The organism is Eubacterium sp. BIOML-A2, assembly GCF_009680135.1.
Classification (GTDB): Bacteria; Bacillota; Clostridia; order Lachnospirales; family Lachnospiraceae; genus Faecalicatena; species Faecalicatena contortus_B.
Genome location: NZ_WKZK01000074.1, coordinates 1 through 25575, shown reverse-complemented (window position 1 = coordinate 25575; position 25575 = coordinate 1). Strand labels below are relative to the sequence as shown.

General features: G+C 45.1%; 36 protein-coding genes. 4 read left to right on the top strand and 32 right to left on the bottom strand.

Going from position 1 to position 25575, the window contains the following annotated elements:
- Positions 1 to 74: 74 nt before the first annotated feature.
- The 6 genes from GKG43_RS20550 to GKG43_RS20530 form a co-directional block, all read right to left on the bottom strand.
- Positions 75 to 737 (bottom strand): glycoside hydrolase family 25 protein, encoded by a 663-nt coding sequence (locus tag GKG43_RS20550; protein WP_129879750.1) that lies wholly within the window; start codon positions 735 to 737, stop codon positions 75 to 77.
- A gap of 46 nt (positions 738 to 783) precedes the next feature.
- Complete coding sequence (locus GKG43_RS20545) at positions 784 to 1215, bottom strand: sigma factor-like helix-turn-helix DNA-binding protein (protein ID WP_055152117.1); 432 nt, start codon at positions 1213 to 1215, stop codon at positions 784 to 786.
- An 86-nt stretch (positions 1216 to 1301) separates the two neighbouring features.
- Positions 1302 to 1505 (bottom strand): hypothetical protein, encoded by a 204-nt coding sequence (locus GKG43_RS20540; RefSeq protein ID WP_050639606.1) that lies wholly within the window; start codon positions 1503 to 1505, stop codon positions 1302 to 1304.
- Between the two features lie 37 nt (positions 1506 to 1542).
- On the bottom strand, positions 1543 to 1752 hold the full coding sequence (locus tag GKG43_RS20535) for a hypothetical protein (RefSeq protein ID WP_055152111.1): 210 nt from the start codon (positions 1750 to 1752) through the stop codon (positions 1543 to 1545).
- 2 nt (positions 1753 to 1754) lie between these two features.
- Positions 1755 to 1877 carry a hypothetical protein gene (locus tag GKG43_RS23615; protein WP_255350406.1) on the bottom strand — a complete coding sequence of 41 codons (123 nt, stop codon included), beginning with the start codon at positions 1875 to 1877 and terminating at the stop codon, positions 1755 to 1757.
- An 80-nt stretch (positions 1878 to 1957) separates the two neighbouring features.
- Positions 1958 to 2161 (bottom strand): hypothetical protein, encoded by a 204-nt coding sequence (locus GKG43_RS20530; RefSeq protein ID WP_055152108.1) that lies wholly within the window; start codon positions 2159 to 2161, stop codon positions 1958 to 1960.
- A 140-nt stretch (positions 2162 to 2301) separates the two neighbouring features.
- Between GKG43_RS20530 and GKG43_RS23460 the strand changes: the two genes are divergently transcribed.
- Positions 2302 to 2619 (top strand): helix-turn-helix transcriptional regulator, encoded by a 318-nt coding sequence (locus GKG43_RS23460; protein ID WP_082202811.1) that lies wholly within the window; start codon positions 2302 to 2304, stop codon positions 2617 to 2619.
- A 55-nt stretch (positions 2620 to 2674) separates the two neighbouring features.
- Entirely contained in the window at positions 2675 to 3145 is a 471-nt protein-coding gene (locus GKG43_RS20520; protein ID WP_055152105.1) for a hypothetical protein, read from the top strand.
- A gap of 54 nt (positions 3146 to 3199) precedes the next feature.
- Here GKG43_RS20520 and GKG43_RS20515 read toward each other — a convergent pair whose 3' ends face one another.
- The 26 genes from GKG43_RS20515 to rplS form a co-directional block, all read right to left on the bottom strand.
- Positions 3200 to 3493, bottom strand: coding sequence for a phage holin family protein (locus tag GKG43_RS20515; RefSeq protein WP_050639602.1), 294 nt, complete (start codon positions 3491 to 3493; stop codon positions 3200 to 3202).
- Positions 3494 to 3497: 4 nt separating this feature from the next.
- Positions 3498 to 3722 carry a hypothetical protein gene (locus tag GKG43_RS20510; protein ID WP_050639601.1) on the bottom strand — a complete coding sequence of 75 codons (225 nt, stop codon included), beginning with the start codon at positions 3720 to 3722 and terminating at the stop codon, positions 3498 to 3500.
- Positions 3723 to 3817: 95 nt separating this feature from the next.
- Positions 3818 to 4414, bottom strand: coding sequence for a hypothetical protein (locus GKG43_RS20505; RefSeq protein WP_055152102.1), 597 nt, complete (start codon positions 4412 to 4414; stop codon positions 3818 to 3820).
- A gap of 11 nt (positions 4415 to 4425) precedes the next feature.
- A complete protein-coding gene (locus GKG43_RS20500) occupies positions 4426 to 4974 on the bottom strand; it encodes a collagen-like protein (RefSeq protein WP_055152099.1) in 549 nt (182 codons plus the stop codon).
- A 13-nt stretch (positions 4975 to 4987) separates the two neighbouring features.
- Positions 4988 to 5749 carry a hypothetical protein gene (locus GKG43_RS20495; protein ID WP_055152095.1) on the bottom strand — a complete coding sequence of 254 codons (762 nt, stop codon included), beginning with the start codon at positions 5747 to 5749 and terminating at the stop codon, positions 4988 to 4990.
- A 13-nt stretch (positions 5750 to 5762) separates the two neighbouring features.
- Positions 5763 to 6758, bottom strand: coding sequence for a phage tail tip lysozyme (locus GKG43_RS20490; RefSeq protein WP_055152092.1), 996 nt, complete (start codon positions 6756 to 6758; stop codon positions 5763 to 5765).
- On the bottom strand, positions 6758 to 8593 hold the full coding sequence (locus GKG43_RS20485) for a phage tail protein (protein ID WP_055152089.1): 1836 nt from the start codon (positions 8591 to 8593) through the stop codon (positions 6758 to 6760). Before GKG43_RS20485 ends, GKG43_RS20490 begins: the two co-directional genes overlap by 1 nt.
- 10 nt (positions 8594 to 8603) lie before the next feature.
- Positions 8604 to 9266: a hypothetical protein gene (locus GKG43_RS20480; protein ID WP_129879748.1), complete on the bottom strand. Its 663-nt coding sequence runs from the start codon at positions 9264 to 9266 to the stop codon at positions 8604 to 8606.
- Between the two features lies 1 nt (position 9267).
- A complete protein-coding gene (locus tag GKG43_RS20475) occupies positions 9268 to 11502 on the bottom strand; it encodes a hypothetical protein (protein WP_055152083.1) in 2235 nt (744 codons plus the stop codon).
- 15 nt (positions 11503 to 11517) lie between these two features.
- Positions 11518 to 12120: a Gp15 family bacteriophage protein gene (locus GKG43_RS20470; protein WP_050639593.1), complete on the bottom strand. Its 603-nt coding sequence runs from the start codon at positions 12118 to 12120 to the stop codon at positions 11518 to 11520.
- Entirely contained in the window at positions 12120 to 12566 is a 447-nt protein-coding gene (locus tag GKG43_RS20465) for a hypothetical protein (protein WP_050639592.1), read from the bottom strand. The genes GKG43_RS20470 and GKG43_RS20465 overlap by 1 nt, the downstream gene beginning before the upstream one ends.
- Before the next feature lie 38 nt (positions 12567 to 12604).
- Positions 12605 to 13102: a hypothetical protein gene (locus tag GKG43_RS20460; RefSeq protein ID WP_050639591.1), complete on the bottom strand. Its 498-nt coding sequence runs from the start codon at positions 13100 to 13102 to the stop codon at positions 12605 to 12607.
- A 12-nt stretch (positions 13103 to 13114) separates the two neighbouring features.
- Positions 13115 to 13504, bottom strand: coding sequence for a hypothetical protein (locus GKG43_RS20455; RefSeq protein WP_050639590.1), 390 nt, complete (start codon positions 13502 to 13504; stop codon positions 13115 to 13117).
- Positions 13505 to 13537: 33 nt separating this feature from the next.
- Positions 13538 to 13879, bottom strand: coding sequence for a putative minor capsid protein (locus tag GKG43_RS20450; RefSeq protein WP_050639589.1), 342 nt, complete (start codon positions 13877 to 13879; stop codon positions 13538 to 13540).
- Positions 13863 to 14264, bottom strand: coding sequence for a hypothetical protein (locus GKG43_RS20445; protein WP_050639588.1), 402 nt, complete (start codon positions 14262 to 14264; stop codon positions 13863 to 13865). Before GKG43_RS20445 ends, GKG43_RS20450 begins: the two co-directional genes overlap by 17 nt.
- 31 nt (positions 14265 to 14295) lie before the next feature.
- A complete protein-coding gene (locus tag GKG43_RS20440; protein WP_055152077.1) occupies positions 14296 to 15660 on the bottom strand; it encodes a phage portal protein in 1365 nt (454 codons plus the stop codon).
- Between the two features lie 277 nt (positions 15661 to 15937).
- Positions 15938 to 16336 carry an SRPBCC family protein gene (locus GKG43_RS20435; RefSeq protein WP_050639586.1) on the bottom strand — a complete coding sequence of 133 codons (399 nt, stop codon included), beginning with the start codon at positions 16334 to 16336 and terminating at the stop codon, positions 15938 to 15940.
- Positions 16337 to 16384: 48 nt separating this feature from the next.
- Positions 16385 to 17581, bottom strand: coding sequence for a metallophosphoesterase (locus tag GKG43_RS20430; RefSeq protein ID WP_129879746.1), 1197 nt, complete (start codon positions 17579 to 17581; stop codon positions 16385 to 16387).
- 14 nt (positions 17582 to 17595) lie between these two features.
- Complete coding sequence (locus tag GKG43_RS20425; RefSeq protein ID WP_050639583.1) at positions 17596 to 18486, bottom strand: mechanosensitive ion channel domain-containing protein; 891 nt, start codon at positions 18484 to 18486, stop codon at positions 17596 to 17598.
- A 12-nt stretch (positions 18487 to 18498) separates the two neighbouring features.
- The gene (gene pgeF / locus GKG43_RS20420; protein ID WP_050640009.1) at positions 18499 to 19359 is read right to left on the bottom strand and encodes a peptidoglycan editing factor PgeF; all 861 of its coding nucleotides are present in this window, start codon (positions 19357 to 19359) and stop codon (positions 18499 to 18501) included.
- Between the two features lie 14 nt (positions 19360 to 19373).
- Positions 19374 to 19736: a YraN family protein gene (locus GKG43_RS20415; protein ID WP_050639582.1), complete on the bottom strand. Its 363-nt coding sequence runs from the start codon at positions 19734 to 19736 to the stop codon at positions 19374 to 19376.
- A 147-nt stretch (positions 19737 to 19883) separates the two neighbouring features.
- Positions 19884 to 20648: a ribonuclease HII gene (locus GKG43_RS20410; RefSeq protein ID WP_050639581.1), complete on the bottom strand. Its 765-nt coding sequence runs from the start codon at positions 20646 to 20648 to the stop codon at positions 19884 to 19886.
- The gene (gene lepB, locus GKG43_RS20405) at positions 20641 to 21186 is read right to left on the bottom strand and encodes a signal peptidase I (RefSeq protein ID WP_050639580.1); all 546 of its coding nucleotides are present in this window, start codon (positions 21184 to 21186) and stop codon (positions 20641 to 20643) included. The genes GKG43_RS20410 and lepB (GKG43_RS20405) overlap by 8 nt, the downstream gene beginning before the upstream one ends.
- A gap of 33 nt (positions 21187 to 21219) precedes the next feature.
- Positions 21220 to 22071, bottom strand: a complete 852-nt coding sequence (gene ylqF, locus GKG43_RS20400; protein WP_050639579.1) for a ribosome biogenesis GTPase YlqF — start codon at positions 22069 to 22071, stop codon at positions 21220 to 21222.
- 13 nt (positions 22072 to 22084) lie between these two features.
- A complete protein-coding gene (gene lepB, locus GKG43_RS20395; RefSeq protein WP_050639578.1) occupies positions 22085 to 22753 on the bottom strand; it encodes a signal peptidase I in 669 nt (222 codons plus the stop codon).
- A gap of 150 nt (positions 22754 to 22903) precedes the next feature.
- Positions 22904 to 23251: a 50S ribosomal protein L19 gene (gene rplS / locus GKG43_RS20390; protein ID WP_025656905.1), complete on the bottom strand. Its 348-nt coding sequence runs from the start codon at positions 23249 to 23251 to the stop codon at positions 22904 to 22906.
- Between the two features lie 448 nt (positions 23252 to 23699).
- Between rplS and GKG43_RS20385 the strand changes: the two genes are divergently transcribed.
- Together GKG43_RS20385 and GKG43_RS20380 are read left to right on the top strand one after the other, a co-directional pair.
- On the top strand, positions 23700 to 24512 hold the full coding sequence (locus GKG43_RS20385; RefSeq protein ID WP_050639577.1) for a CAP domain-containing protein: 813 nt from the start codon (positions 23700 to 23702) through the stop codon (positions 24510 to 24512).
- Positions 24513 to 24784: 272 nt separating this feature from the next.
- On the top strand, positions 24785 to 25468 hold the full coding sequence (locus GKG43_RS20380) for a type II toxin-antitoxin system PemK/MazF family toxin (RefSeq protein WP_050639576.1): 684 nt from the start codon (positions 24785 to 24787) through the stop codon (positions 25466 to 25468).
- The last annotated feature ends 107 nt before the right edge of the window (positions 25469 to 25575 follow it).

Here is a 25575-nt window from a genome sequence, read left to right as displayed (position 1 = left end):
ATTGTATCAAATGGGCTGATGCGCGGTCTAACTGCGCTAAACTGCGGCCTGGGTGGGCCGGAGGCCCGGAATAATCAGTGTATCTCCGGTGTTGGGGCCGGTGCCGGTTTTATTGAGTTATTGCCGGAACTGCTGCCTCTTATCTCCTTTACAAAGTCTCTGTAACATAAGTTCATATCTACATTTCCGGAAATGCCTCCCACGGTTCCGACACTGCTATACTGCCAGATATCCTCTCCGATATTCGGCCGCGTTTGTGGCTGCCCATTATTGGTGCCGTAGGCAGCGCACCACTTTGTAAATCTGTTCAATTTTCCGCCAATACAATTATGAAACCAATTTAAATTTGCATAAACGCCAAACCAGTACCCCGCATCTTCGATGGCCTGCCCCATCCTGATAAAATAATCAGCTTTAAATGTAGAAAACGAAAGTCCCGGGTCCTCAATATCAATATAAAATGGAAGACTCAATTTCCGCCCGGAAAGTAATCTCTTAATATGGGCAACTTCACTCTCCAGATGGGATTCACTGTTACAGTAACTATACAGATATGCTCCATAAGGAATACCAAGCCTCTCACACTCTTTGGAATTTCTGTTCCATTGTATATCATCCTGAGATGTTGCATTATCTCCATATCCGCAGCGAATAACCGCACCGTCTATCTGGCTTTTAACAGCCTCCCAGTTAATTGTTCCCTGATGTTCACTTACGTCAATTATTTTCATACTCATTTTAATTTCCTCCACTAAAAGAACTTTAAGATGTAATGTTTCAAATCTATATAAACGATTCCTCCTGATCCTTCAAATATGTACTTATGATTTGAGAAATCCGTCCTCGGCTGTACCCTACAGACTCTCCTACTTCACGTTGTGTTTTTCCGGCCAGAAAACAGAGTTCAAAAATCTGCCGGACCATACTATCCGTCATATCTGCTATAAACTGCTCAATTCTTGTTCTTTCTTTTTCAATTTTTTCCAGACGCTTTTCTTTAATTATAATTTGTCTCTTAATCTCAACCATAGTCCCTGATTTTGTGGCAGGCTCAGGTTTGTCAGATTCTGTTTTTATAAACATGTCCTCATTACCTATTATTTTTCCTTCTGCGGCTTTGCATTCCAGATATCTATGCAGCCTGCTGATCTCCCGCTCCAGTTCCGGCTGTTCTTTTAGAAGAGCCCGGTACTGCACTAACTGCTTCTTATCCATATCGCTCCCTCCTTTCCCTCAGGCGTATCTGAAAATTCATTGTGGCAAACTGGAACAATATCCTGCACAGGCAATTTTCAGACATGCTATACGCCATATTTCTCAGCAAGATATTCGGACACGGTCTTATGTTCCAACTGTCTTCCCTGTTCCTGAAGCAATTTCCCAGCCTGATATGCCGGACGCCTGAATATATTTCCGGCTTTTGCATCCGGATTATCATTGGCCAGTCCCGCATAATGGCTTTGACGGTCTCTCCTGATTTCTTTACGGTTTCTCCTGTGTTTCATATTCTCATACTCCTTATTTTTTACTTCCATTCCAAATTTAAACTTCTATCTGATACATCCAATTACCGGCATACCACCATTCCACTAAGGTTTCTGCAAAGTCTTCCATATCTTCGCAAATACGGGCCAGATAAAAAAATGTATCCTGTTCCTGTGCACATCCATACCTGATCCTGCCGCACGCATACGCAAATGCCTCTTTATCGCTTACCTGCTTTTTATTTTGGTCATCCAGGCTTATATACATGTTTATCCCTCCTCGTACTGAATCCCAAGTATGGCACAGATAATTTTAATATCCGGATACTTTTCTTTGTCAACATATCTGGCCACCGCATCAATTAATGCTCTGTAATATTCATTATCACTCATTCAAATTTGCCTCCTTATCATCATTTGCACGTTGTTTTCAAGTTCTTACGCTTTATGTTGGTTGATTTTTATTCAACCTTTCACATAAAAAAAATTCTATCTCGTTCCAAATTGGAAAGATTAAGTATCTGTTTTACACTAACGATTTCTGAGGCCAGAAACTCTGAAATATTGTGCATTTTCATAGAAAACGCCTTATTTGTGATTCCAATCTTTTCGGAAATAAACGAAATTGAAGCGTTTGAACGGATCATCATTTCTTCCAATGCTTCCGTATCTGTCATCATGCGCCCTCCCTTTTGTTGATTTTGGTTCAACCTAAGACAAGCATACATCAAAGTTGAATTTATGTCAACTATTTAAATTGATTTTGTTGAATTTAATTCAATTTTGTGGTATCCTTCTAATATACGGAGGTGTTAGAATGGAAACCATGTACGACAGAATCAAAAAATTAAGAAATAGCTTAGGATGGTCTCAGGAAGAGCTGGCAAAAAAAGTAGGCTACGCTGATAAGACATCCATTGCTAAAATTGAAGCAGGAAAGGTGGATCTTCCACAAAGCAAAATAGTGGCTTTTTCCAGGGCGCTCAGCACAACAACATCCTATCTGATGGATGGCGAAACAAAATCTCAGCCAACTACGATTGCGGCTCATTTGGACACAGAGGATCTGACTCAGGCTGAGCTGGATGATGTTGCCACTTATATTGAATTTTTAAGAAACAGAAGAAAGTTGTAAAGTCCTGTTTATTGTACATGTTTCTTTGTATAATGTAGAAACAGGAGTTGATAAAATGAATAAATACGAAAAATTATTAAACGAAGCCTATGAAGATGGAGTCAACGTTGATGAAGATTTTCCATTCGAGGGTAAGACTTCCGGTTTATATATAGATGGGAATATAGCACTTTCGAATAAACTGGAGACTTCGGTGGAAAAAAATTGTATCATCGCGGAGGAATTAGGCCATCATCACACAACAACAGGAGACATTCTGGATCCAACAGATGCATGGAACCGCAAACAGGAACGGCAGGCAAGGCTGTGGGCTTATAATAAGCGCATCGGTCTGCAGGGTCTCATCGACGCCTATGAACACGGCTGCCAGAACTGCCACGAGACGGCTGATTATCTGGAAGTAACAGAACAGTTCCTGCAGGAATGTATCTCCAACTATACTGCTAAATATGGGGAAGGGATCGTGATCAACAATTATTACATCATGTTCATCCCTTATTTCGGTGTAGGAAAACTTGTAAAGTAAAAAGCGAAAGGAGAGCGGATACACCGCTCTCCCGATCTCCAGTAAGTCTTTGGATTATTCTTTCTTCCCTGCCTGTTTAACAATCTGATTCACATATGTACTTAGGCCTGCAACAAGTATTCCCTGCGTAACCGCTGTAAATACTGCCGTCGCCGCCTCCTGTCCGCCTGTAAGCGGGCTGCCCGCCAATACCCAGACGGCGCAAAGTACAATGCCCGCACCGCCCAATATCAGCGGAATAAATTTGTCCTTCACTGCTTGCGCACTCTTGAGCCCTAAACCAATAAAATAAAGTACAACAGCCACCACTAGCAATTCAGGTTTGACATAATTCATTATCTGCTCCATGTATTCACTCCTCTCTTTCCGCATAGAGCTCGTCCAGCCGGTGGTGTGCCGACTTTGTAGACTGCTCCACGATTATCATACGTTCCATTAGGTTATTATGTTTTTTAACTTTTTCTTCCAACTGCTCAATCCGGTATGTAGACAACTTATTCGCTGTCATGATTCCAGCTAAGCTGCCGACTAGTGTACCTATGAGTGAGCAGATGGCAACTGCGATCTCTGGTTCCATTTAAATGCTCCTTTATAATTCTGACTTCATATCACAAAGCACATAGATTTTCAATTTAAAACGATAAAAATCCCAGAATTTATACTCAACAACAATTATCTTACTCTTGCAATGAAGGTCTCATTGATATTTACACCTACGTTTGCTGCAACGGCTGCTGTAGCTTTATAGGTTACTTTACCGTCAGCATCAATGCATATCCGAAACAATCGACCTGTTGTCCCTGTTCCAAGTACGTATTTAATGATTGTATATGCAGGGCGATATGCTTCCGGCAGCGTACCAATTGTAAGCTCTGCGTCTATAGGGACATCTTTTGCCAGCAATCCAGCGCAATGTAGCTGTACAGTGCGCCCACTTACAATAACATTGGTTGTAGGGTAATAGGTGGATACAGTAAGATTAAAATTTGCAGTGTTCAAACTGCTATTCAGTTCATCTATACCAGTCTGCAGCGTTTTTCCCATTCTGCCATCAAGTACCGTATTTGCGGCTGTTGTTGTTGCATTATTTACGACAGAACAAAATGCAGCTGTCCCCAAATCTGCAAACCACTTTTTAATTTTCCCAAATATCACACTTCCCTTTTCTCCGCTTACGATATTAGTACGCGTCTCAGACTGGGTAAATGTAGCCTGGGAATCATTGATATCTCCCCGGACTTTACCGAGGTCAACTTCTCTGATTGCCATATCATCTCCTCCTATTCATAAGTAGCGATCAAATGTCCGCTTGCATTAATAGAAAACGTCGGAACAGCACCGGTATCCCCTTTCGGTCCCTGCGCTCCTGTGTCACCTTTAGGGCCTTGTGCGCCAGTAGCACCTTTTGCTCCTGTTGCGCCCGTATCGCCTTTTAGTCCCTGCGGCCCCTGAGGGCCGGTAGCACCGGTATCACCTTTTACGCCCTGCGCCCCTGTAGCGCCTTTGATATTCCCTGTTTTAGCCCAGCTTCCCGTGGATTTGCTGTAAATATCGTAATTCGCAGTGTTTAAAAAAAAGTCTCCCGTCTTCCCCTGCGTAGTTGGAGCCGTTGTTCCAAAAAGCCAGGTTGCCCCATCCGCTCCCTTGGCCCCTGCAGCCCCCTGTGGGCCGGCGGCACCCGTTGCGCCCTTTGCGCCGGCTGGCCCCTGCGGGCCTGTTGCCCCAGTATCGCCTTTTGGCCCCTGCGGCCCTATCGCGCCTGTTGCGCCTGTTTCTCCTTTCGGTCCCTGGGGGCCTATTACGCTGCCTAAATCTATTGTCTGTGCCATAATCTTTTCCTCCTTATGATAAAGTGTAAATCAGCCGTCCATCCTGTATTGTTAATGGCGGCGCTGGTTCATTGTCATTGTGTCTGAGCATCAAATGCCCTGAATCGTTCACATACATTTCGAAAATCCCGGGTGACAAGGATGTCGACACCCCCGGCATTCCTCTGGGGATTGTAAAATCAAACACTGCATCTTTGGCAGTTCCTGAATTTCTGACAATGGCCGTTGTGCCCGGTTCACCTGTTATTGTATTGCCTGCATCTACTGTTGCTGAGAACTCTCCATTTTGAGCCTTTTGTTTCATCTCCTCTGTTGTCTTTTTTGACGATTCCGTTGCTTCCTTCGACTCATCTGTTGCCGTTTCTGCCTTTGCCGTTGCCATCTCCAGCTTTTCAATACATTCGTCTATAAATGAAGATCCATTTTCCGAATTCACCGGAATAGCTGATTTTGAAATTGTTAGCGGGTGATTAAACGTAAAAATGTTTTTCTCATTCAACATCAACTGCATCTGTAGAATAGATTCTCCAACTTCTGCGGTCATCTGTGTCGTCGTATTTACTGTAACAGAGTCTTCATTCACACTAACTGCCCCTGCAGCCTGTATCGCTTTTCCTGACGGTTTCTGAATAAATACACTAGCAGTTGTGCCTGTCGGTATATCATAGTCTCTAAAATAAAAAATCAATGGAATTCCATTTGTTCCCTGAACCATCTCTATTGGTTCTTTGTATGTATTTGTAAGGACGTATACGTCCCGTTCCATGTTGTTCATAGTTTTCACCTCCTTATGCCGGGATCCACCGGACTATATACACCCCTTGCGGCACTGATCCGCCACCCGGATACCGCAGTACGCAGTTCCACGGGTAATTGTAGTATCCAGTTACCCATATTTCCTGCCCTGTCTGATCCCCCGGCTGTCCCCCGACCTCATCACCAAACTCATTTATGCTTGCCTGGACAACTTGTCCATTCCCGACCGACATCGCAGTATGGCTCTCGTGATTTAACAACACATCGCCACGTTGCACTCCTGCTCCAGTAGCCATATTGACTTCCGACGTTACATCTTGAAATCCACAAGCCGTAAATACAGCGTACATGTTCCTGGTATTTGCGGCACCATTAGACTTAACCGGAACGCCCGCGTTCTCCCACGCTTGTATAAGCAGAGACGAGCAATCATAGTCTGGTCCCCATCGGCTGCCCTGATCGTAACCATGTGCAGGATCATTCGCTATATCAACAGCCCACCGTACTGCATCCTCTATCTTCTGGCTGCCTCCGGCATACTGGTTCAGGTAATCGTACCAATAACGGGCCTGGGAACGTCTGGCAGATTCTACCTCAACTCCTGCACGTTCAAAATTTTTGAGAAACGCACTTGCGAGATATTCTGGACTCTCTGTGCTTGTTTTAAAGTTGTCCCACGATAAGGGATATCCACTGGTCGGTATCCATTGCCCCGATGACGCTGAAAGCGTATCGATCCAGATCATCTGCCCTATGGGATCCGTTATATCGTACCCATTAGCAGATGCCCAATTCGTATAGTTTGTGGCCGGAGTCCATTGTACCAGGCCGTAACCACCATAATAATTCCCATAGATTAAGTCTTGCCATATGCCGGGGTTGATATTTGACTCACTCTGCATATTGCCGCACATTCCGGCTATAACATTCAATGACCATCCCCGGGCAGCGAAAAATGTATAAATCTCCAGGGCATTACCTTGCATCTGCGGCATTGTAAGGTAGTAGTTCCCTATTGTCCATCCCATCAGAATGCACCTTCTTTCGTATTTCCACCAGATAAAATACCGCAGTGGAAGTCCAGGTAAGTACCATCCGAGAACTCTGCTCTGCCTGTCTTTCCTAATGCACCATCGACCTCTAATGTTTTTGCATTAATACGAAAACATCCCAAATCTCCCAACATGAGCACGGAAACATTTTCTCCTGCTTCGATCCGCACCCAAGAATTAGAAATCGCGAATATTCGCCCTGCAAAACTTCCGTCTTTCGCTCGTATATTGAACGCTCCTTCTGATATTTCTATACTCCTGCCATACTTGTCACTTGCGCAAACATACTTACCTTTTGCGTAAACTCCGTTTTTGTCCAATCTTACAATTTCATTTCCAGCGGAATCCATTAACCTTGCTTTCCCGTTCTGGTCATTTTCACCTCCCAAGGTTATTGATGTCCCTGACAGGCTTCCTTTGGTAATCTCAATTCCATCTTTATCCCATTTTCCAATCTGTTTTCCATCCGTTCCTACCATTTGTAACACGCCGTTTCCATTTTCCTTGCCGCCAAGCTCAAGCGTCCCGCCTTTAATTCTATCCGCCAGCATAGTCCCAGCAGTAATAAAATTAGCGACAATAGAACCATCCATCGTCATGGCCAGATCGTAAGGACCATTGTAACCATTCAACGAATGCCCAAAGCCATTCTGATTCCATCGCCAGACATTCTTAGCCTTCTCAATCTCAGGGGTATCCATTATAAGGATTTCATACGGAACATCATTCTCGTCCTTATGAAAGATTACATACCCCCCATTCACCCCCGTAATCCAGTCTGTAGCCGACGAAATAGCGTTGTTCATAACGCTCCAAAAGCCACTGTTCGGATTCGTAATTTCATTCTTTATATCTTTAACAGACTCCTGTACTTTAGGTGCCGTGCTTGATAAAGTAACAACATTCTTCTCGGGATAAAATGGGTACTCCCAATACTCAACCACCTGATAGTTTATCGAAATATTTTTGATCTCATCAATCAATTTAATCACCGAAAAGAGTGAGAAATCCTGGAAACTATACATATCAGGATTAGTCTTCGCCAAATCCACTACAGTACACTCGTATGACCGTTCGGGTATAGATGCCGTCTTTAATCTCTCTTTGGCATCGTCCAGCAAATCCTTTTTTTCCTCATATCTGTCATCCTGCCAGTATGCGCACACAACTTTATCAGAATACTGAAAGTTTTCAACATATGGCTTCCCATTATTGATATCTTCGAAAGATAAACCTTTTTTCCCATAAGCATATAACCTTGTATAAAAAGAAGTCGACTTCCCTTTGTAGTTGATCTCCCTCAAATTCAAATCGCCTGATGCGAATGCACCAAGCGGTTCAAAATTATCAAGATGATATGATGATATTCTTTTCCTTTTAACATCAAATCTGAATACCACCTTGTAGGCATCCATACATTCCATAATAATGTCGAATGCGGTATACCCGCCTTCTATAGTCTGTTCTGCTTCTGAAAATGAATGATCAAAAAATGTCCACCCGGAAGGGAGGACACCGCTAATTGTTTCATATAAGGCCGCGTTATTATTTGTGTAATTAGGATTCATGTCCGCTTTCAGCTCATCCAGATTAAGCTGGCATTTCACCTTAGCCATTTGCATTCCTGCATCAATTGCTTTTACAAGGTAAGGCTGCTCGTATTCGACTACTGCTTCCTCTATGATCTTCGGATAGTTTTCATCATGTACAGATATGTTAAATATGAGTTCGTCAATTCCAGAGGCTTTCTGTACAATATAAAAATCATCGGTGTTAATTACTGCGCCTCCATTTGATACTAATTTAAGCATTCAATCCCTCCTAAAAATATACTGGATAATAGCCAACCGTCAGTAGATCTTTGCATGTGACATTGTTTAGTCCGGGAACTAGTGATGGGAAAGCCTTCCATTCAGCCCTGTTTGCATTAGGCCCGCCATTTACAAGAATTCTTTTATTTATCCCGTCAACCGTTATTTTTTCACCCTTTTTCACTTCTGGAAATTTTACTGTCTCAACAAAATAATTGGTCCCATTCTTTCCTACGGTAACTTCCAGAATACAGTCCGTTCTGGGCAGCGTGCTTTCACAATAAACCGTATTCTTCTTAACTTCCCGATACCTCCCATGCCGAATCCCCTTAAATACATAAGTAACTTCGATCAGCTGACCAGAAGGAAATGATGCCTCCCCAATACTTTCCAGAAAAGCAAAATACATGAACCCGTCCCCAATAATGATATCGGAACGCCCAAAAGCTTCGTTCTCAAATTTAGACTTTTTCAGGGCTGCATCGTGACTGTCCTTCCCCTCAAATACAATAGGCAAGGTTAATGTCCCCAAATTATAATTATTCGCCAGAAGGGTAAAGCCCGACCTGTTCCTCCCCTGAAAATATTCATTTTCCAACTCGGGGGAAGTATAGGAATAATCCATACGGAGTTTTCCCCCGAATAAATATAATGGCTTATTATTAATCCACATCTTACATCTCCTCCCAACTTAGCTGTTCGCCCATCCACCAGGCTATTGCCCTGGCAGCTTCCCGGCCTTCTATGTTCACCGGAACCTCTATTCTGACCGGAGGCCCCGCTTTACTGGAAATGTTTACATCCACGGCATGCAATGCTGCCTCCATGGCCGGCATTCCGCTTACATTTAACTCCGTTGCAGCCAGCATTTTTTCTATCCCTGCCAGGCCGCCTAGCTGATGCAGCTTTTTGTTTTCTTCTGCGGTCAGCACTGCCTCTCCCCTGTGTAATAATGCCGGAAAATCATCCGATGGGACATAATCCATACCCACACGCAGTCTTGACAGTGTTGGAAGACTGAATGACTTTCCTCCTACCAGTGGTATCCCGTCTGGTATTTTGATACTACCAAATTTACTAGACAGGCTATTCCAGCCATCGACAATGGCATTTATTGGTGTCTTGAATATATCTGCAAACGCACCAACAATATTTGAGAATATATTTTTTATATTCTCCCATGCCCCCTGCCAGTTACCTGTAAACACATTCTTTATGAAATCAATCAGCCCGTTGAAAATTCCTTTTACGTGGTCTGCCAGGGACAACATATTATCAGAAAAAATCATAGAAAAAATATTTTTAATATTTTCCCAGGCTCCCTGCCAATTGAGTGTAAATACATTTACAATAAACTCTCCTAGTTCTTTTAATGCGGCAGTGATTACCGCTAAATCCTCCTTAACTATAGCCATAATTACATCGAATACAAACTCAAATAATGGCATTAAGAAGGATTCCAGCAATTCCATAAGCGGCTTTAGTGCCGTATCTATCAGCACGATAAACGTATCTATCAGCGGCTTTAATGCCTCTCCCGCCAAAGCGAAGATAGGTTCCAGAAGCTCGCCAAATATTGTAATCAAAGGGGCAAGCACCTCCTGCACCAACGGCAGAACAGATTCAACCAACTCCATCATCAACGGAAGCAGCGCCTCCCCCAGAGGTATCATCAGCAGTTCAACACTCCGCTGCAGTTCTCCGAACATGGATCCCAGATCGTCGGAATTCATTTCTTTCATCTGCCCCATCGCATCGGACGTACCATAAACACCATCCTGTATTTCCGTCAGCTGTGCCACCGCTTCCGGCCCCAGTTCTTCCCACATGCTGCCGAATAACTCCATTCCCGCAGCATTCTGTTCCATCGGGTCTTCCATCCCGGCCAGGGCTTCCATGGTTTCTTCAAAGGCTTCCTTTGCGCTTTCTCCTCCGGCTGCAAATTTTTCCGTCATCTCGTCGGCGTTCAGCCCGATTGTCTCAAAGCTCTTCCTGGTCTCCTCTGAGCCCTCCAGTACACGGCTTGAAAATTCCCCCATGGCTTGACTAATGCTCTCCACACTCCAGGCCCCCGAGTCTGCACCTTTCTGGAATATGTTGAACATGTCATCCGCATCCAGTCCAATGCCTGAAAAACTTTCCGAATACTTGGATATACTTTCCAGCAGTTTTCCGGAAGAATTCAGATTTCCCTCATATCCGGCAGCAAGCAGATTCATCGCCTCTTCGCCCGATGTTCCGAACTGATCCATCATTACTTTGGCTGCCTTTGTGGTATCCTTAATCTCCAGTGCCCCGTTCGATACATCTTTCAACGTAAATGCCGATTCTGTGATACTCTGCAGGCTTACATCATCCATATCTCCCATGTTTGTTGTAACCTGTGCCATCGCATTTGCAATCTCATCAAAGCTCTGTCCATAATTATTGGCATATATATCTTCCAGGACACCCTGATACCGGTCCATTTCCTCGCTGCTCTTACCGGTTTGGATCATAAATCCATTCATCGCGCCGCGCATATCGTCTGCTGAGCCTAAAACAACTGCACCTACATCCAAAAAAGCGGATCCCATGTCGAATGCTAACTTTGCTGTACCGGTCATCCCCTCACTGAGACCGGCTATGCTTTTAAAAATAGGAGAAATACTGCCTGCGGCATCATCAAGAGAACTTTTTATCATTTTTCCTGTATTTTCTTTCAGGATAGTCTTAGGATCTTTCTTTTTTTCCTCGGTTTTCTTGTCAGCCTCGGCCATTTCTATGTAGTCTACATCAATAATGTCATCCTCTACATCAATTACTATATCCGGGGGTTTATATTCCACAATCTGATTCGGAAGTTTGTATTCAGCAATCTGATTCGATGGTTTCCATGGCACGATCTGCGCGTTTTCATCTACTGCCATATTTCTCACCTCCTTTTATTGTTTTGCCATACCCTCCAGTGCGGCGAAGAGTGCATCCAGCCCCCTCTGCCCTCCGTTTCCGCGCACTGGCAGAGCATAATAAGATTTCAGCTCCGAGAGTTCCTGGATTTGCTTCTGGTTCTTTCCATTGAACGGCGGCATCTCCATACTCCGGATCTTCATTACCCTTTTTATTTTTGTATCATCCGACAGGCCATCAAACAGAGCAATGAATTTACGCCACGATAGTTGTCCCTGCATGTCGATCAAATCCAACCCGTAATCCTGCATAAAGGAGGCGTAAATATACTCCCCGTCCTCCTCAAAATCCAGAATCGGAACCGGATTCTTCCTGATTTCAGGGCGTCTCTTCATGCTGATGCAGCGATTATAAATTTCGTTCAGAAGCTCTGCTTTTTCGTTAGCAGAAAACAGTTTCAGGTTCCACTCATTTTTCACAAGCATCTTAAGAGCAGTATCCAGTTTCTCCCACTCTGTCAGTTTTTCTTCACGAAAGAGCTGCTGTACCTCCAGCACAACATCAAAAGCAGGGATCACAAAGACAGCGGCCTTATCGGTAGGTATCCGGGTAGCGGGAATATCAGTCAGAAATCCCATCAGCCCACCTTCTTTTTTGAGAACCGCTTTTTCTTCCGGCTGTATTTCTCCAGTGCGTTCTTCCGGTTCTCCCGGGCCAGCTCTCTTACCTTGGGTACAACAATCTCGGTAATAAACGGCATCACTTCTGTTAGAATCTGGTTATAACGACTGCCGTAAAATTCGTAAATTATTTTTGTATTCCCGGCTCCGAATACGGACTCAATCATCGCCATTACCGCGTCGCCTAATTTTGTGTAAGCTTCTGTCAGGGATTCAGGGCTGGTGATATCAATTCCCTGTGCTTCGGCTCTAATACGCAGCAGCTCTACATACTTTTTACTCAGATTTTCCGCCACTTCATCCGGATCCAAATCCACATTCAGTGTATGAACAATGCTGCCTGCCTCGTCGACAAGCTCCAACTGTTCTATATAATGCTGGTTTCTTTTTGCCTGATATGCCATATCTTCTTCCTCCAAAAAAAGGAAGGCTTTACGCCTTCCTAAGCCTCCGTTTTTCCAATCACCGGTTTTCCATTTCCATGGATGGTGACAGTCAGCGCGTTCGGCTGATTGGAGTCCCCATAGCCCGGTGTAATGTTAGCCAGTGTTACAGGCCAGATAATCACATCGGAACCCTTCTGTAGTTTCAGGTGTGTCTTTCTGGCGCTTCCCAGCTCATACATTACTGCGTCGCTGAGAATATAGTCGCACGCAGGATCTCCCGGTTTTACATCGCCGGTCAGGGTCAGGGTCAGCTGTGCTCCCGTTACTTCTGTGCTGCCCCAGCCCTTATCTTTGTAATAGCTGGTCTGATAGAGTACTTCGTTCAGGGTCTGCGTCATATTCTTTGTCAGGGCTGCCAGAGACTCCCATTTTGCAGTCTCAGCATCCGGCGTTGTGTTGATAAATGCTTCTGTCTCATAGTTAATCTCTGGTGTAACTGTGTTTACCGGAAGTCCCGGTTCTGCAAATAACTGCATGTCATATTTTTCCATCATAATCTTTTCCTTTCAAAAATAAATTTTACAATTTAAAAGGCAGGAATAACGGTATGTTCCGTCTTCGTCCCTGCCTGTTTTACTAGGTTCCTCAACAACAGCTGTATCCAGCCAGGCGAATGTTTCACCATGGGGATATATTTTCAGCCGCTGCAGATAATCGCATATACTGCAGAGCCAGTCCATACACTGTTTCTGGCTCTTATGCCTGCTCATGAACATTGCCGGGATGACTTTGATCATCTGTTTATTATAGTAAACCGTATCCGTGGATCCCTGCCCCAATTCCACATATATGCCTTCATTTGCTCCCAGCTCCTTTAAGGATATCTCTGTACCCAGGCTGCAGTTTGCCTCTACTGTATTCAGCAATACATCCAAAAACTCTGTTTGCGGTGCCATTTTTTTGCCTCCTTCTCATTCATACCCGGAAGTTCAGGCATGTTTCATCAGTTCTATTTCATAATGGTGCAGGCGCTTTTCATCGTACATCGCCTCTACAGACCGGATCTTAAGTTTCTGTCCATTGAAAAAGATTACATCATCAACGGCAAATTTTATATCTTTTGGGAGACTGTTTTTACAATCATAAAATAAAGTGGCGGCCGACTGGATTTCCGCATTATTCTTATCGCGCACCATCTCCTCTGACGGTTCTATGCGCACGAATTGCAGATCCTGCTGGTTGGAAATCGCTGCCTCCGCCCAGCGTCCGGCGCTATCTTCCCTGGCATATAAAGCTGTATGGATGAGCAGTCTCTTAGGAATCGGACGCATGACTGCCACCTCCCCGGTATAGCAGCCCTGTGGCTGCTAAAATGCGCATCGCGCGGGGTGCATAAACCGCCGGCTGGCTTCTGCTGTCCTTCTCCCGGCCGCTGCTATATTTGAATTTCCCAAGCCGTGCGCTCTGCAGTTCAAATCCATGATCCAGTTCAGGTCCGCCATTGGCATCCAGATACTCAATCTGGGCGCAGACTGCCTTCTTTACAAGCTGCTGTATATGATCCGGCATAACCAGCATTGCCTCTGAAGTCAGACGGTACATGGTTATCTCTTCGACGATCTCCCCTGCCCGTTCGCAGAGGGCCTGGAATTCCGCATGCTCGACCGGCTCACCATGAAAAACTTCATGATAATATTGCTCTGTCACATATGGCATATTACCGCTCCTCCTTCCTTACTCGTGTACTTCATATAAGTACCTCCTTTTGTGGATTCGCAGCAATCAAAGCCAGTTCCTGCTCTGCCTCTTCCTTCGAGCACTTCATGATCTCACGAATCGCGGTCTGCTTTGACCTTAATCCCGCCTGTACCAGCCTGATATTTCTGTCAACGACTGTATCGGGATCCTCTAATACTGAATCATCAAAGTAAACCTGAACCTCAATCTCATCCGTGGCATTTTCTAAAAAGTGCAGACACTTGACCATTGCCCTAACGGCCATTTTTATGGGAATCCTATGTTTCTGCAGATTACGGTATAAATCTGTTTTATCCGCTATACTCCCCCTGTCCGCTTTTACCCTGCCGTCCTTTAATCTGTACCATCCGGCCCCCATGCCGCACTTCAGCGATAAAAGTTCCAGACATTTCTGAAGCCCCTGCTCGTGCTCGGTAATACGGATGTTCATATCCTGCTCTGTCAGCTTCAGGTCTCGTTCCTGCTCTCCCGGCATGGTAAAATAAACTGCGGCATTAGGGTCAAATACAGGCATTGCGCCCCCTTCGTTTTGTGTCTGCATCATCCTGGCGGCAGAATAGGGAACGAGAAGCCTTTTCCTACCCAAAATATACTCATTCATGTAACTGTCATAGATCAGGTCACAGCCTTCAATCAGGTCAATTGCATCCGCATAAACAGAACTTCCCATCGGGCTGTCAGGCTCCTGGGTGTTTACTATATTTGGAGTAGTAATTTGAAACATCGGCATATTGCACCCTGTCGGAACGACTTCCTGCATACCTGTCGGAAGTTCGGCTGTTTCCCCGGTCACTGCATCCAGGTATTTATTCTCTATGTAGTAAAGACTGCTGTTTTCTCCGATTCCCGGCATCCCCTTCCTGTGAATCTGAAGATAAATGTAATCATTCCCATTTACAGTCCTGACTGAACCAAATGCACATTCTGTAATTTCTCCTCCATTCCAGGTAATCGGGCAGATCATATCGCCCCGAATGCAATCAAGCCGTATGTTTCCATCCGGATCCCGATACTCTGTAAATGCTCCTGTACCAAGTGCGAAGGACGTTTCTAACATGCGTTTTGCTCTGACTGTAAAGTGATTTTCTTCCAAAATCTGATTCAGCCGGCTGTCAAAACTCCCTGCCGTTACAGAGATCCCTTCATTCATCAGCAGATCTGCCCAGTCCTCACAGACTTTTTTTGCCAGCCCCAGCCTGCGGTATTTCAGCATACTCTCTGCAGCCCCTTCCGAAACCACAGGTCCGCCGGCATTCTGATACCAGGTAAGCCATTCGCCTATCTTGTCATACATCGAATCGCTGACAGTTCTGTAGGATGTTTGTGTTTGTAAATAATTTTGTATAACTCTCATTTTTCACCTCTCATTCTGCAATGTACAGGATATAAAATATCTGGTAATTTCTCGTTTATTAAATTGATGCTGGATTTTATCCACAAAAAAAGCACCCTGTTTCAGGATACTTGTTTGGCGGATTACATCGCGGCATATTTGAAAGGTCATGACTAAAAGCCCCCTAGGATCATAAAAATCGGCGCCGTATCAAAGGAGACATGTTAATGAGAAATACCTCGAACAATTCCTTGAACTGTTCTATAATTATAATAGCATATTGCTTTTGTTAATTGTGTTAGAGAGTGGAGACTGCCTTTTCAAGATCCGCAGCATAAGCAGACTGCTGTTTTTTCAGGTACGACTTGACAAAAGGCTTCATCATGAGTTTTTTGGCCGTGACATTTTCTGTGAAATCGATGGTGGTTATTCCGTTCGCGTACGTAAAAATGCCAATCCAGTGCCCGCTCATGTTGTCATTATCCATATCAAACTCCCATCGCCGGCAAGGCTCTGTATTTGTAATTGTAAAGGTTGTGGCATATCCCTCTTTTGTATATTCAATAAATCTGTTTTCGTCGATCACTTCTATCCTGTCCAGATCACTTCTCCATGAATAATTATCAAGTGAAGTTACGATATTCCATACTTTCTGGATCTCACATTGGAACGTTGCTTTCATATTTGAAATAGCCATGTTTGTTCTCCCTGTATTATTAACATTATAATTTCTGATCCATGCCCCTCATCCGTTAAACTCAACTCTCACCGTACAAATCTCCGCCTTAGTCCCTACTCTCATATAAGGCCCGAACACGCCGACTCCCGAGGTCACTATATTATGCATCTGCCCTTTCTCCAGATAACCATAAGGATTTTCCCACATCAGGCCGATTGTCAGATTACCAGGAAATGTCTGCCCATTATGCGTATGTCCGCACAGATCCATATCCACTCCCGCGCCGGCAAGCGCATCCAGTTCAGCCGGTTCATGGTCGATCACGATAATCGGCAGGCGCTTGTCCATGTCCGCCGTGATTTCTTCCGGAGTCTTCCGCTCTCTAATCCCCCTGCCGGGCCGGTGCAGATCCGGCCGCCCGTACAGATAAAAGCTGTCATCCACCAGCAGGCCCTCATCCTGCAGAAGTGTGATCCCCGCCTTTTCCAAAAAGGCATCCATACGGACATCACTTTCCTTCTTATCCCTCTTTCCTCCAAATGTAAAGCCAGCCAGAATCTTCTCCTCTATATCATGGTTTCCATAACATGCATAGGTTCCGTACCGGCTCCGAATCCCTTTTAAGATAGATATTAGGCGTTCAGGATCGTCCAGCGCCTCATACTCATTATCAAAAATATCCCCTGCAAGCACTACGATATCGGGTCTCTGCTCATTAATCCTGTCCACCATCTTCTCAATCTGGCTACAGCCCACATTGTACCCCATATGCAAATCCGCTGCCAGCACAATCCTGAGCTCTTTCAGCCTTCCCGCATCTTTATTCACCGTAATATCATAATCCGTAGCCCGCACAATCCTGGCATTTACCGCTCCCGTTATACACAGAACAGCCGCCGCTGTAATACAAACAGCGCCGGTCACAGCAAGCCGCTTTCTGCCGGCCTCCTCAGACCCGGATAACCGCCCGAACCGCCGCAGGATCAGCCGGATCGCATCCGCCGCGCCAATCACAGGCAAGGAGTAAAGCATTACCCCCAGCCAGTAATTTCCGGTCAGCTTCAGCAGACGTCCCAGCTCCCCCGGCGGAAACAGAAATCCGGTCAGTACTGCCGTCGACAAAATGATATATACTGCGATCATAGCAGCCCGCACGCTTTTTCTGCCAAAATGGCTGCTGCAGGTCTTCATCCACCGCAGCAGCCATCTAAGCATATAAACATTCAGCAAAATATAAACAGGTGATAAAAAAACTGCCAGCATTTAGTCCAGCTCCTTTACTTTTCTTCCCCGTACATATGCACCGTCAGCTGATTATATGGTATCTCAATTCCTTCCCTGTCAAAAGTCAGCTTAATCTCTTCCAAAAGCCGCCATTTCGTGGGCCAGAACTCATCTGTTTTTACCCACGCTCGCAGGCCCAGAATCACCGCGCTGTCCGCCAGAGAATCCACAAACACCTTGATATCCTCATCCTGCATAATCGCGTCATCCTTTGTCAGCAGCTCCTCCAGCAGCGCTTTCGCCTTTTTCAGATCGGCATGATAGGCGATCCCCACTTTCAGGTCCAGCTGACGCTCCGGCCTGGCGGTAACATTTGTCAGGCTGCTGTTCGCAAGCGTACCGTTTGGAATCACAATCGTCTTATTATCAACGGTAGACAGCTTTGTATAAAATATCTGAATCTCCTTTACGGTTCCCTCGTTTTTCCCTGTGTCCTCTATTATATAATCTCCTACCACAAAGGGCTTCAGCAAAAGGATCAGCACGCCTCCCGCAAAGTTGGATAAACTGCCCTGCAGCGCCAGGCCGATTGCGACACCGGCAGAAGCAATCAGTGCCGCTACAGAAGACGATTCCACGCCCAGCTTTGTAGCAATCGTAAAAATCAGCAGCGCATATAAGCTGAATTTTAACAGAGAATCTACAAACTGGATGACGCCCTGGTCGGCGCTGGTGCGCTGCAGCGAATGCTTCACAATCCTTTGGATCCATCGAATTACCACACGCCCTGCCAGAAAGAATACAAATGCAAGAACGACTCTTATCCCAAATCCGATCAGCGCCGGAAGATGTTCCTGAAAATACTCGGCCACACGGTTCACTTCCCCTGTCACCTCTGCCGCCACTTCCTCCGCCGATTTCAAATCAGATGCTGCTAATATCATATTCAAGCCTCCTTATTCTGTCTTTTCCCTCAGGGCCAGAAAAGCACACAGGTTTCCCCGCTTATCTCCTGCCGTTCTGTGGGAATATAAGATTTCACTGTTGCAGTGTGTACACAGATTTGTCACCGCAATATGTTCCTGTTTTATCCCCGCCTCAAGAAAGACCAGCTCATTTGCTCTCCAGAGATTCAGCTGATATCTGCCGTTTTCTTTCCTGTAAAATAACTCTCCCCAGAATTCCTCTTTATAATGCAGTTTAAACTGTTCAATCACATCTTCGCTTACTTCATAACATTCCTGGCAAATCGACGGCCCTACCGCCGCCAGGATATCCGAAGGGTTGGAGCCATACTGTTCCTCCATCAGTTCTACCGTCACTTTGCCAATCTTGGATACAGTTCCTCTCCACCCTGAGTGGCTTAAGCCCACCGCCTTTCTCACCGGGTCCACAAAGTACAGCGGCACGCAGTCCGCAAAAAACGTAACCAGACATATACCGGGAACGTTTGTCACAAGCCCATCCACATCCGTATAACTTCTCTCCCGGGTTATCCCCATTCCGCGGTCTGCTTCCGTAACCACGCGGACATTTGCGGTATGAGTCTGCTGGGTGAATACCATGTTTTCACATTTTATCCCCATAGCTTCCCCAATCCTCCTGAAGTTTTCCCTCACAGATTCTTCTTTATCCCCTCTGGTAAAGCTCAAATTCAGCGAAGAATAGCACCCCTCACTGACGCCCCCCAGTCTGGTTGAAAATCCATGATGCACGATCCCCGTATTTTGAAACAACGGATATTCCAAATATGGAGTATCCGTCTCTATCTCTTGAAAAATCTTTTTCTGATCTTTATACTGCAGTCCTAAGCTCATATACTCCCTTTCTGTCATCCGCAAAAAGCATTCCGGATATGTGTAATCCTACCTCTTTCAATCCCGATCACATCAAACCTGCACGGTATCTCCGTAAGGCCATGCACCATCAGATAATGTGAGGCACAGCGGTAAATCACCCTCTGCTTCTTTGGGCCTACCGCCTCCAGTGGGCTGCCCTTCCCTGAATCCCGACGGTATTTCACCTCACAGAACACGAGATATTCCCCGTCTCTTGCGATCAGATCGATCTCTCCGATGCGGCAGCGGTAATTATATTCCAGAACTACATATCCCTGCTGCTCCAGATAGTATCCGACCGCCTTTTCATAGTCCGTGCCGGTTCTCCGGTTATTCTGCTTTTCTGCATATTTCATATTCTGTTACTACTGCAATTTCACGTTACTTTTCACGGCCTATGGGCCGTGCATAGTAACGATTCCACACCCTATTGCCAACACCTGCCATACCGTCTGTATTTGCGGTATGGCATTTCATCCTGTACCCAGAAAACACCACAAATCTTATTCTGAAACAAAGTTTTTTATAAAAGATACCCGATGAATCGGTGTCGGTCCCAATTTTTTCAAAGCCTCGATATGAGCAGCAGAGCCATATCCCTTATTCTCTGCGAACCCGTAACCGGGCAGGATCTTGTCATATTCTGCCATCAGCCGGTCTCTGGTCACTTTGGCGATGATACTTGCCGCGGCGATTGAAACGCTTTTGGCATCCCCCTTGATGATCGGTACCTGGGGAAGCGTGATTCCCGGTATGGTAACCGCATCATTCAAAAGAAGCGTGGGAGCCGTTTTCAGCTCCTGCACCGCTATGCGCATGGCTTCGTATGTAGCCTGGAGTATATTGATTTTATCAATGGTTGCGGGGCTGGCCATCCCGATCCCTGTGGCTACCGCTTTATCCAGAATCTCGTCGTAAAGCTCTTCTCTCTTTTTCGCTGAGAGCTTTTTAGAATCGTTGATATATAAGATTTCACAATCTTTGGGAAGGATCACTGCTCCCGCTACTACCGGGCCTGCCAGAGGTCCTCTGCCCACCTCGTCAATGCCGCAGATAAATGTATGTTCCTGATACTTCTTTTCATAGCATCTCATCTGCTCCAGACGGAATCGTTCTTCCTTCAGCTTTGCTTCCTGTTTTTTATACCTGGCAATCAGATTCTGTACCCCGCTGCGGGAATCCCCCTCATATTTTTCGTATAGTACCGATAATTCACGGGGCTCTGCCTGTTCAAACTCTAATTTAATACTGCGGATACTGTTACTCATGTTTGATCACCCCGAACCTGTCTAATGGCCATATGCGAATCCAGGCCCTTCCCAGCAGGTCTTTTCTATGCAGGACTCCTACACTGGCGTCACGGCTGTCCGCGCTGTGGTTCCGGTTATCTCCCAGTACAAAATACTCATCTTCTCCCAAAGTGATCGGATTCTCCGCAATCCCCGGATCCTGCATCTCTTCATTTCCATAGTGTTCATCAAGTTCTTCCCCGTCAACATACACACGGCCTCCCATCACCTGCACAGTCTCTCCCGGCAGTCCGATAATCCGTTTTATATAGTATGTATCCTCCTCATACTGATAAGGGAATACGATGATTTCATATCTCTTTGGTTCTCGAAAACGGAATGAGATCTTATCCACAATCAGATTATCTCCGTCCGACAGTGTCGTCTCCATAGAAGAGCCGCTGACACGTGTGCGCTGACCAACAAATGTAATAATCACATAGGTCAGCCCAACAATAATCAATATATACACGATCCAGCCAAGCAGTTCTCTTATGATGCTTCTTTCCTGGTCCATATCTTAACCTTCTTTCTGGCGTCTCTTTCTATATTATGCATAATCCTGAGGAAATTCAAGTGTTATTTTTCCCAGCCTGCCATTGCGGAAATCGTCCATCATAAGACGGGCGGCTTTTTCCGTGTCCAGCTCGCTTCCCTTTACCAGACAGTGCCTGCTCTCCGCGATATTTCTAAGGCAGGCAAAATGATCTTCCGATTCCTCTATCTGATATTTTTCCTCCAGAATTCCGGGATAGGACTGCTTCAAAAATCCAATTAATTCCATAGCCAGTTCCTCTGTATTCAGTATCTCATCCTTTATAGATCCGATAAATGCCAGCCGAAGTCCCACGGTCTGATCCTCAAATTTGGGCCAGAGTATTCCCGGAGTATCCAGAAGCTCCACATTTTTATTGAGCCTGATCCACTGCTTTCCCTTTGTTACGCCGGGTTTATTGCCGGTCTTTGTACAGGCCTTCCCTGCAAGTGCATTAATAAACGTAGATTTTCCAACATTCGGAATCCCCACTACCATTGCCCGGACGGGACGGTTCAGTATTCCCCGTTTCCTGTCTCTTTCTATCTTCTCTTTGCAGGCCTCCTGGATTACGCCCTGTATGGACTTAATCCCTCCGCCTTTTTTGGAATTCACCTTTACTACGGAATATCCTTTTTCCTTAAAATATTCTGCCCACGCATCATTCCACTTGTCCTCTGCTAAATCCGATTTGTTCAGCAGTATCAGCCTGGCCTTGTTCTTTCCCAGATCATCGATCTCGGGATTTCTGCTGCTCACCGGAATTCTGGCGTCCACCAGCTCAATGACAAGGTCTATCAGCTTTATATTTTCCTGCATCATGCGTTTTGCCTTGGTCATATGACCCGGGTACCACTGAAAATGCATCTGTACTCCTCCTCTATCTCCTGACAAAGCCAAAATCCGGGCCCGGACTGGCCACGAACCAGACCTTCCCAAAGATTTCGCTTCGTTTTACATTACCGATGTCTGCCATCCGGCTGTCATCGCTGCCGGCATGGTTATCGCCCATCACAAAATATTCATCCCCGCCCAACTGCAGCGGCTCATCGGCGATTCCTGCCTCCTCTATATCCTCCGCAAAAATATGCTGTGTCACTTCTTCTTCATTAATAAAGACTTTTCCGTCTTTAATCTGCACGGTTTCCCCCGGAAGTCCGACAATCCTTTTAATAGAATAATGAGTATTTTCGTTTCCGTTTGGCTTAAACGCAACAATATCGCCGCGTTTTGGTTTGCTTGCATTATAAACAAGCCTGTTTACCAGAACAACATCTCCATTCTTCAAAACAGGCTTCATGGAGTCCCCTGCATTGCTGACCCGCTGTCCAAAAAACCAGACGAGCATAAAAGCTATGGCGCAGACAATGATAATCTGCACGATCCAGTTCGCAATCTCTCCCCTGTTCTGCTTCTGTGCCTGGGTCTTTTCTCTCCGGAATCGGAGTTCCGGCCTGCCGGTGTCAAACTTCAGCTCTTGTTTCTTTTTCCGCCTGCGCTTCTGATTCGCCCGTCCCCGGCGCTTTTTCCGAAAGTTTAAATCCCGCATATTCTTCCCCTATAAACTGCCAAAACTGGTACTGTTCAAAGGCGAGCCTGTAAACAGCAACCCGAAACTGTCTGCAGTAAAATTCACTGAATATCTTCATGATATATAAAAGGGACAATATACATGTTGTACTTGTCCCTCTCATAGTTACTATTTTACTAATTCTTTTACCTTTGCTCTCTTACCAACGCGGTCTCTCAAGTAGTTCAGTTTCGCTCTTCTTACTTTACCTTTACGTACAACTTCTACTTTTTCAACGTTTGGTGAGTGTAACGGCCAAGTCTTTTCAACGCCGATTCCGTTGGAATTCTTTCTTACTGTGAAAGTAGCTCTTGTGCTTCCCCCCTGTTTCTTCAGGACTGTTCCCTCAAAAACCTGGATTCTTTCACGGTTACCCTCTTTAATCTTGGCATATACTTTAACGGTATCACCTACATTAAACTCCGGTACATTCTCTTTTAACTGCTCTGCTTCAATACTCTTAATAATATCGTTCATTGTGTGACCTCCTTAATATTTAGACGTTCTTAATGCCTGCTTACATGTTCCTATCAGTATTCCTGTCACACAGCACACACGATTCCGTGCAGATGCTCTGCAATAAAATATCCGATACCAGCAAGTCTGTTATTGCATCAGAGGACCATCGCTTTTCATTTCACAACTGTTGTATTTTACCATACTTTCCTATAAGTTTCAAGCCTTTTTTCGTCTCTTTTCCACGTTACTCGTAACAGTTCAGGCAAGCCTGAACTGTTATCGCTGCTCAGCCTATCTGGGGGCTTTTGCCCAATTATACCTTCTTGCGGCAGCAAATTAAATATAGTTTACCATAGAAACTGCCGTCATTCCAGATGTTACCTGTATATTTCTTCTTTTTTTCATGATACGATCATTCCGTAATATTTTTGTAACAATTAAACAACATTTTAGGAGGTACATATTCATGAAACATAAGATATTACCGGCTCTGCTCACTGCAGCAGCCATAGGAACAGCAGGATTCTCGCCCCTCACAGTACAGGCGGTATCTATTGAAGAAACCAGACAGGTGCTTCAATCCAAAGGGATCTATATTGCAGGCCCTCTGAGCAGCACAGAGGAACTCAAACAAAAACTTGAAGCACTCGGCTATGACTGCACCATCCCGGACTGGCTTGACTGCATCATTCCGGGACAGCCGGAGAATCCGGATCTCCCGGATAACAACCAGCCGGAAAACCCGGATCTCCCGGATGACAACCAGCCGGAAAACCCGGAACTTCCGGACAACAACCAGCCAGAGAATCCGGATCTCCCGGACGGAAACCAGCCTGGTACCCCAGAGCTTCCGGACAATAATCAACCGGAAACTCCCGAGCAGCCGGATGTTGACGAGAGCGATAACGCATTCATCCAGCAGGTCGTAACTCTGGTAAACCAGGAACGCGCCAAAGCCGGTCTTTCCCCTGTCAAAGCAGACGTGTCTGTACAGGCAGCCGCTCAGGTCCGTGCGAAAGAAATCGAGACCTCATTTTCACACACACGCCCGGACGGCAGTTCCTTCAGCACTGCATTAACACAGCAGGGCGTCACCTACCGAGGTTCCGGCGAGAACATTGCCTGGGGACAGAAAACTCCTGAGCAGGTTATGAACGGCTGGATGAACAGTGACGGACACAGAGCCAATATTCTCAATAAGAATTACACCACAATAGGGGTAGGGCTCTATCAGAACGCCTCCGGAACTAACTACTGGACCCAGTTGTTTACCTATTAAACTCAGATTCAGTAAAACTCTGCCAATATTAAGGAATGGGATATCTGAGGAAGCATCACGAAATGCGCACAGATATCCCTCTTTAAATAACCTGCAAAATGTTTGCCCGCAGTTTGTCCTGAAGGTGCACTAACAGAATACTCGTCTAGACCTTATTTAAGAAACCCTTCCTCCAATTCATCACTTTTAGTTTGTTAGTTTGATTCTTTCTCCTGTTGTACTATGCCAGAAAATCTGCTAAAATAAAATCATAATTCCAAAAGGAGAAATCTATGAAGCATACAGCAACACTGGAAGATGCAAGCCACTCTTTTGATGAAGCCGTTTACACATTGCGGAAACATTTTACTCATACAAATCACACCGAACCAGAACAGATTAAATTAGCAAATGAATACTATAAATGGACATCCCTAAAAACTAATTTAATTATGAATGAAAAGTCTTTTCAAATCCCTCCCTCTGCCTTGCCTAATACCATCAAACCATCTTCTTTTCAGTGGCTCCTCCCTGAAAAGCAAGCTGTCGTAACCAAGTATTATCAATACAATAAAGACACCGGTAAATACGTTATTTCCGTCAAAAAAAGCGATATTCCAAATGATGCTATAGAACTAATTTCCCGTTCTTTGGTTTTAATACGTAAAGCTGTTGTATGGGTAGATTTTGGATATAACATCGGCAGTGAATTTGGCGGCAGACATCCTGCCATTATATTAAAAAACCTCAAGGATTCCCTGGTTGTTATACCGCTTTCCTCTCAAGAGCCTAAAAGTATGGACTATAATGTAAAAGTGGACAAAGTATACGGATATCCTTTGATGGACAGGTGGGCTAATGTGACACGTATTACACAGGTAAGCTTATCCAGAGTACATTACCAAAAGATTGGTGATGTGAAGCCAGCCATTTTGAATGAAATCAGTAAGAAAATGAAAACTTGTGGTATAGCTTAAAACCTAGTACATATGCTAATATAGATTACAGCTAGCGTAAAATTTTATTCGGATTAAATGAAAAGAGGACACCACTTTGTGATAAAGTATTTATGGCTTGCAACCAA

Excerpts from the sequence above, each read along its gene's own strand:
- GKG43_RS20550 (WP_129879750.1), bottom strand. The coding sequence starts at position 737 with ATGAGTATGAAAATAATTGACGTAAGTGAACATCAGGGAACAATTAAC.
- GKG43_RS20545 (WP_055152117.1), bottom strand. The coding sequence starts at position 1,215 with ATGGATAAGAAGCAGTTAGTGCAGTACCGGGCTCTTCTAAAAGAACAG.
- GKG43_RS20540 (WP_050639606.1), bottom strand. The coding sequence starts at position 1,505 with ATGAAACACAGGAGAAACCGTAAAGAAATCAGGAGAGACCGTCAAAGC.
- GKG43_RS20535 (WP_055152111.1), bottom strand. The coding sequence starts at position 1,752 with ATGTATATAAGCCTGGATGACCAAAATAAAAAGCAGGTAAGCGATAAA.
- GKG43_RS23615 (WP_255350406.1), bottom strand. The coding sequence starts at position 1,877 with ATGAGTGATAATGAATATTACAGAGCATTAATTGATGCGGTGGCCAGA.
- GKG43_RS20530 (WP_055152108.1), bottom strand. The coding sequence starts at position 2,161 with ATGACAGATACGGAAGCATTGGAAGAAATGATGATCCGTTCAAACGCT.
- GKG43_RS23460 (WP_082202811.1), top strand. The coding sequence starts at position 2,302 with ATGGAAACCATGTACGACAGAATCAAAAAATTAAGAAATAGCTTAGGA.
- GKG43_RS20520 (WP_055152105.1), top strand. The coding sequence starts at position 2,675 with ATGAATAAATACGAAAAATTATTAAACGAAGCCTATGAAGATGGAGTC.
- GKG43_RS20515 (WP_050639602.1), bottom strand. The coding sequence starts at position 3,493 with ATGGAGCAGATAATGAATTATGTCAAACCTGAATTGCTAGTGGTGGCT.
- GKG43_RS20510 (WP_050639601.1), bottom strand. The coding sequence starts at position 3,722 with ATGGAACCAGAGATCGCAGTTGCCATCTGCTCACTCATAGGTACACTA.
- GKG43_RS20505 (WP_055152102.1), bottom strand. The coding sequence starts at position 4,414 with ATGGCAATCAGAGAAGTTGACCTCGGTAAAGTCCGGGGAGATATCAAT.
- GKG43_RS20500 (WP_055152099.1), bottom strand. The coding sequence starts at position 4,974 with ATGGCACAGACAATAGATTTAGGCAGCGTAATAGGCCCCCAGGGACCG.
- GKG43_RS20495 (WP_055152095.1), bottom strand. The coding sequence starts at position 5,749 with ATGAACAACATGGAACGGGACGTATACGTCCTTACAAATACATACAAA.
- GKG43_RS20490 (WP_055152092.1), bottom strand. The coding sequence starts at position 6,758 with ATGGGATGGACAATAGGGAACTACTACCTTACAATGCCGCAGATGCAA.
- GKG43_RS20485 (WP_055152089.1), bottom strand. The coding sequence starts at position 8,593 with ATGCTTAAATTAGTATCAAATGGAGGCGCAGTAATTAACACCGATGAT.
- GKG43_RS20480 (WP_129879748.1), bottom strand. The coding sequence starts at position 9,266 with ATGTGGATTAATAATAAGCCATTATATTTATTCGGGGGAAAACTCCGT.
- GKG43_RS20475 (WP_055152083.1), bottom strand. The coding sequence starts at position 11,502 with ATGGCAGTAGATGAAAACGCGCAGATCGTGCCATGGAAACCATCGAAT.
- GKG43_RS20470 (WP_050639593.1), bottom strand. The coding sequence starts at position 12,120 with ATGGGATTTCTGACTGATATTCCCGCTACCCGGATACCTACCGATAAG.
- GKG43_RS20465 (WP_050639592.1), bottom strand. The coding sequence starts at position 12,566 with ATGGCATATCAGGCAAAAAGAAACCAGCATTATATAGAACAGTTGGAG.
- GKG43_RS20460 (WP_050639591.1), bottom strand. The coding sequence starts at position 13,102 with ATGATGGAAAAATATGACATGCAGTTATTTGCAGAACCGGGACTTCCG.
- GKG43_RS20455 (WP_050639590.1), bottom strand. The coding sequence starts at position 13,504 with ATGGCACCGCAAACAGAGTTTTTGGATGTATTGCTGAATACAGTAGAG.
- GKG43_RS20450 (WP_050639589.1), bottom strand. The coding sequence starts at position 13,879 with ATGCGTCCGATTCCTAAGAGACTGCTCATCCATACAGCTTTATATGCC.
- GKG43_RS20445 (WP_050639588.1), bottom strand. The coding sequence starts at position 14,264 with ATGCCATATGTGACAGAGCAATATTATCATGAAGTTTTTCATGGTGAG.
- GKG43_RS20440 (WP_055152077.1), bottom strand. The coding sequence starts at position 15,660 with ATGAGAGTTATACAAAATTATTTACAAACACAAACATCCTACAGAACT.
- GKG43_RS20435 (WP_050639586.1), bottom strand. The coding sequence starts at position 16,336 with ATGGCTATTTCAAATATGAAAGCAACGTTCCAATGTGAGATCCAGAAA.
- GKG43_RS20430 (WP_129879746.1), bottom strand. The coding sequence starts at position 17,581 with ATGCTGGCAGTTTTTTTATCACCTGTTTATATTTTGCTGAATGTTTAT.
- GKG43_RS20425 (WP_050639583.1), bottom strand. The coding sequence starts at position 18,486 with ATGATATTAGCAGCATCTGATTTGAAATCGGCGGAGGAAGTGGCGGCA.
- pgeF (WP_050640009.1), bottom strand. The coding sequence starts at position 19,359 with ATGAGCTTAGGACTGCAGTATAAAGATCAGAAAAAGATTTTTCAAGAG.
- GKG43_RS20415 (WP_050639582.1), bottom strand. The coding sequence starts at position 19,736 with ATGAAATATGCAGAAAAGCAGAATAACCGGAGAACCGGCACGGACTAT.
- GKG43_RS20410 (WP_050639581.1), bottom strand. The coding sequence starts at position 20,648 with ATGAGTAACAGTATCCGCAGTATTAAATTAGAGTTTGAACAGGCAGAG.
- lepB (WP_050639580.1), bottom strand. The coding sequence starts at position 21,186 with ATGGACCAGGAAAGAAGCATCATAAGAGAACTGCTTGGCTGGATCGTG.
- ylqF (WP_050639579.1), bottom strand. The coding sequence starts at position 22,071 with ATGCATTTTCAGTGGTACCCGGGTCATATGACCAAGGCAAAACGCATG.
- lepB (WP_050639578.1), bottom strand. The coding sequence starts at position 22,753 with ATGCGGGATTTAAACTTTCGGAAAAAGCGCCGGGGACGGGCGAATCAG.
- rplS (WP_025656905.1), bottom strand. The coding sequence starts at position 23,251 with ATGAACGATATTATTAAGAGTATTGAAGCAGAGCAGTTAAAAGAGAAT.
- GKG43_RS20385 (WP_050639577.1), top strand. The coding sequence starts at position 23,700 with ATGAAACATAAGATATTACCGGCTCTGCTCACTGCAGCAGCCATAGGA.
- GKG43_RS20380 (WP_050639576.1), top strand. The coding sequence starts at position 24,785 with ATGAAGCATACAGCAACACTGGAAGATGCAAGCCACTCTTTTGATGAA.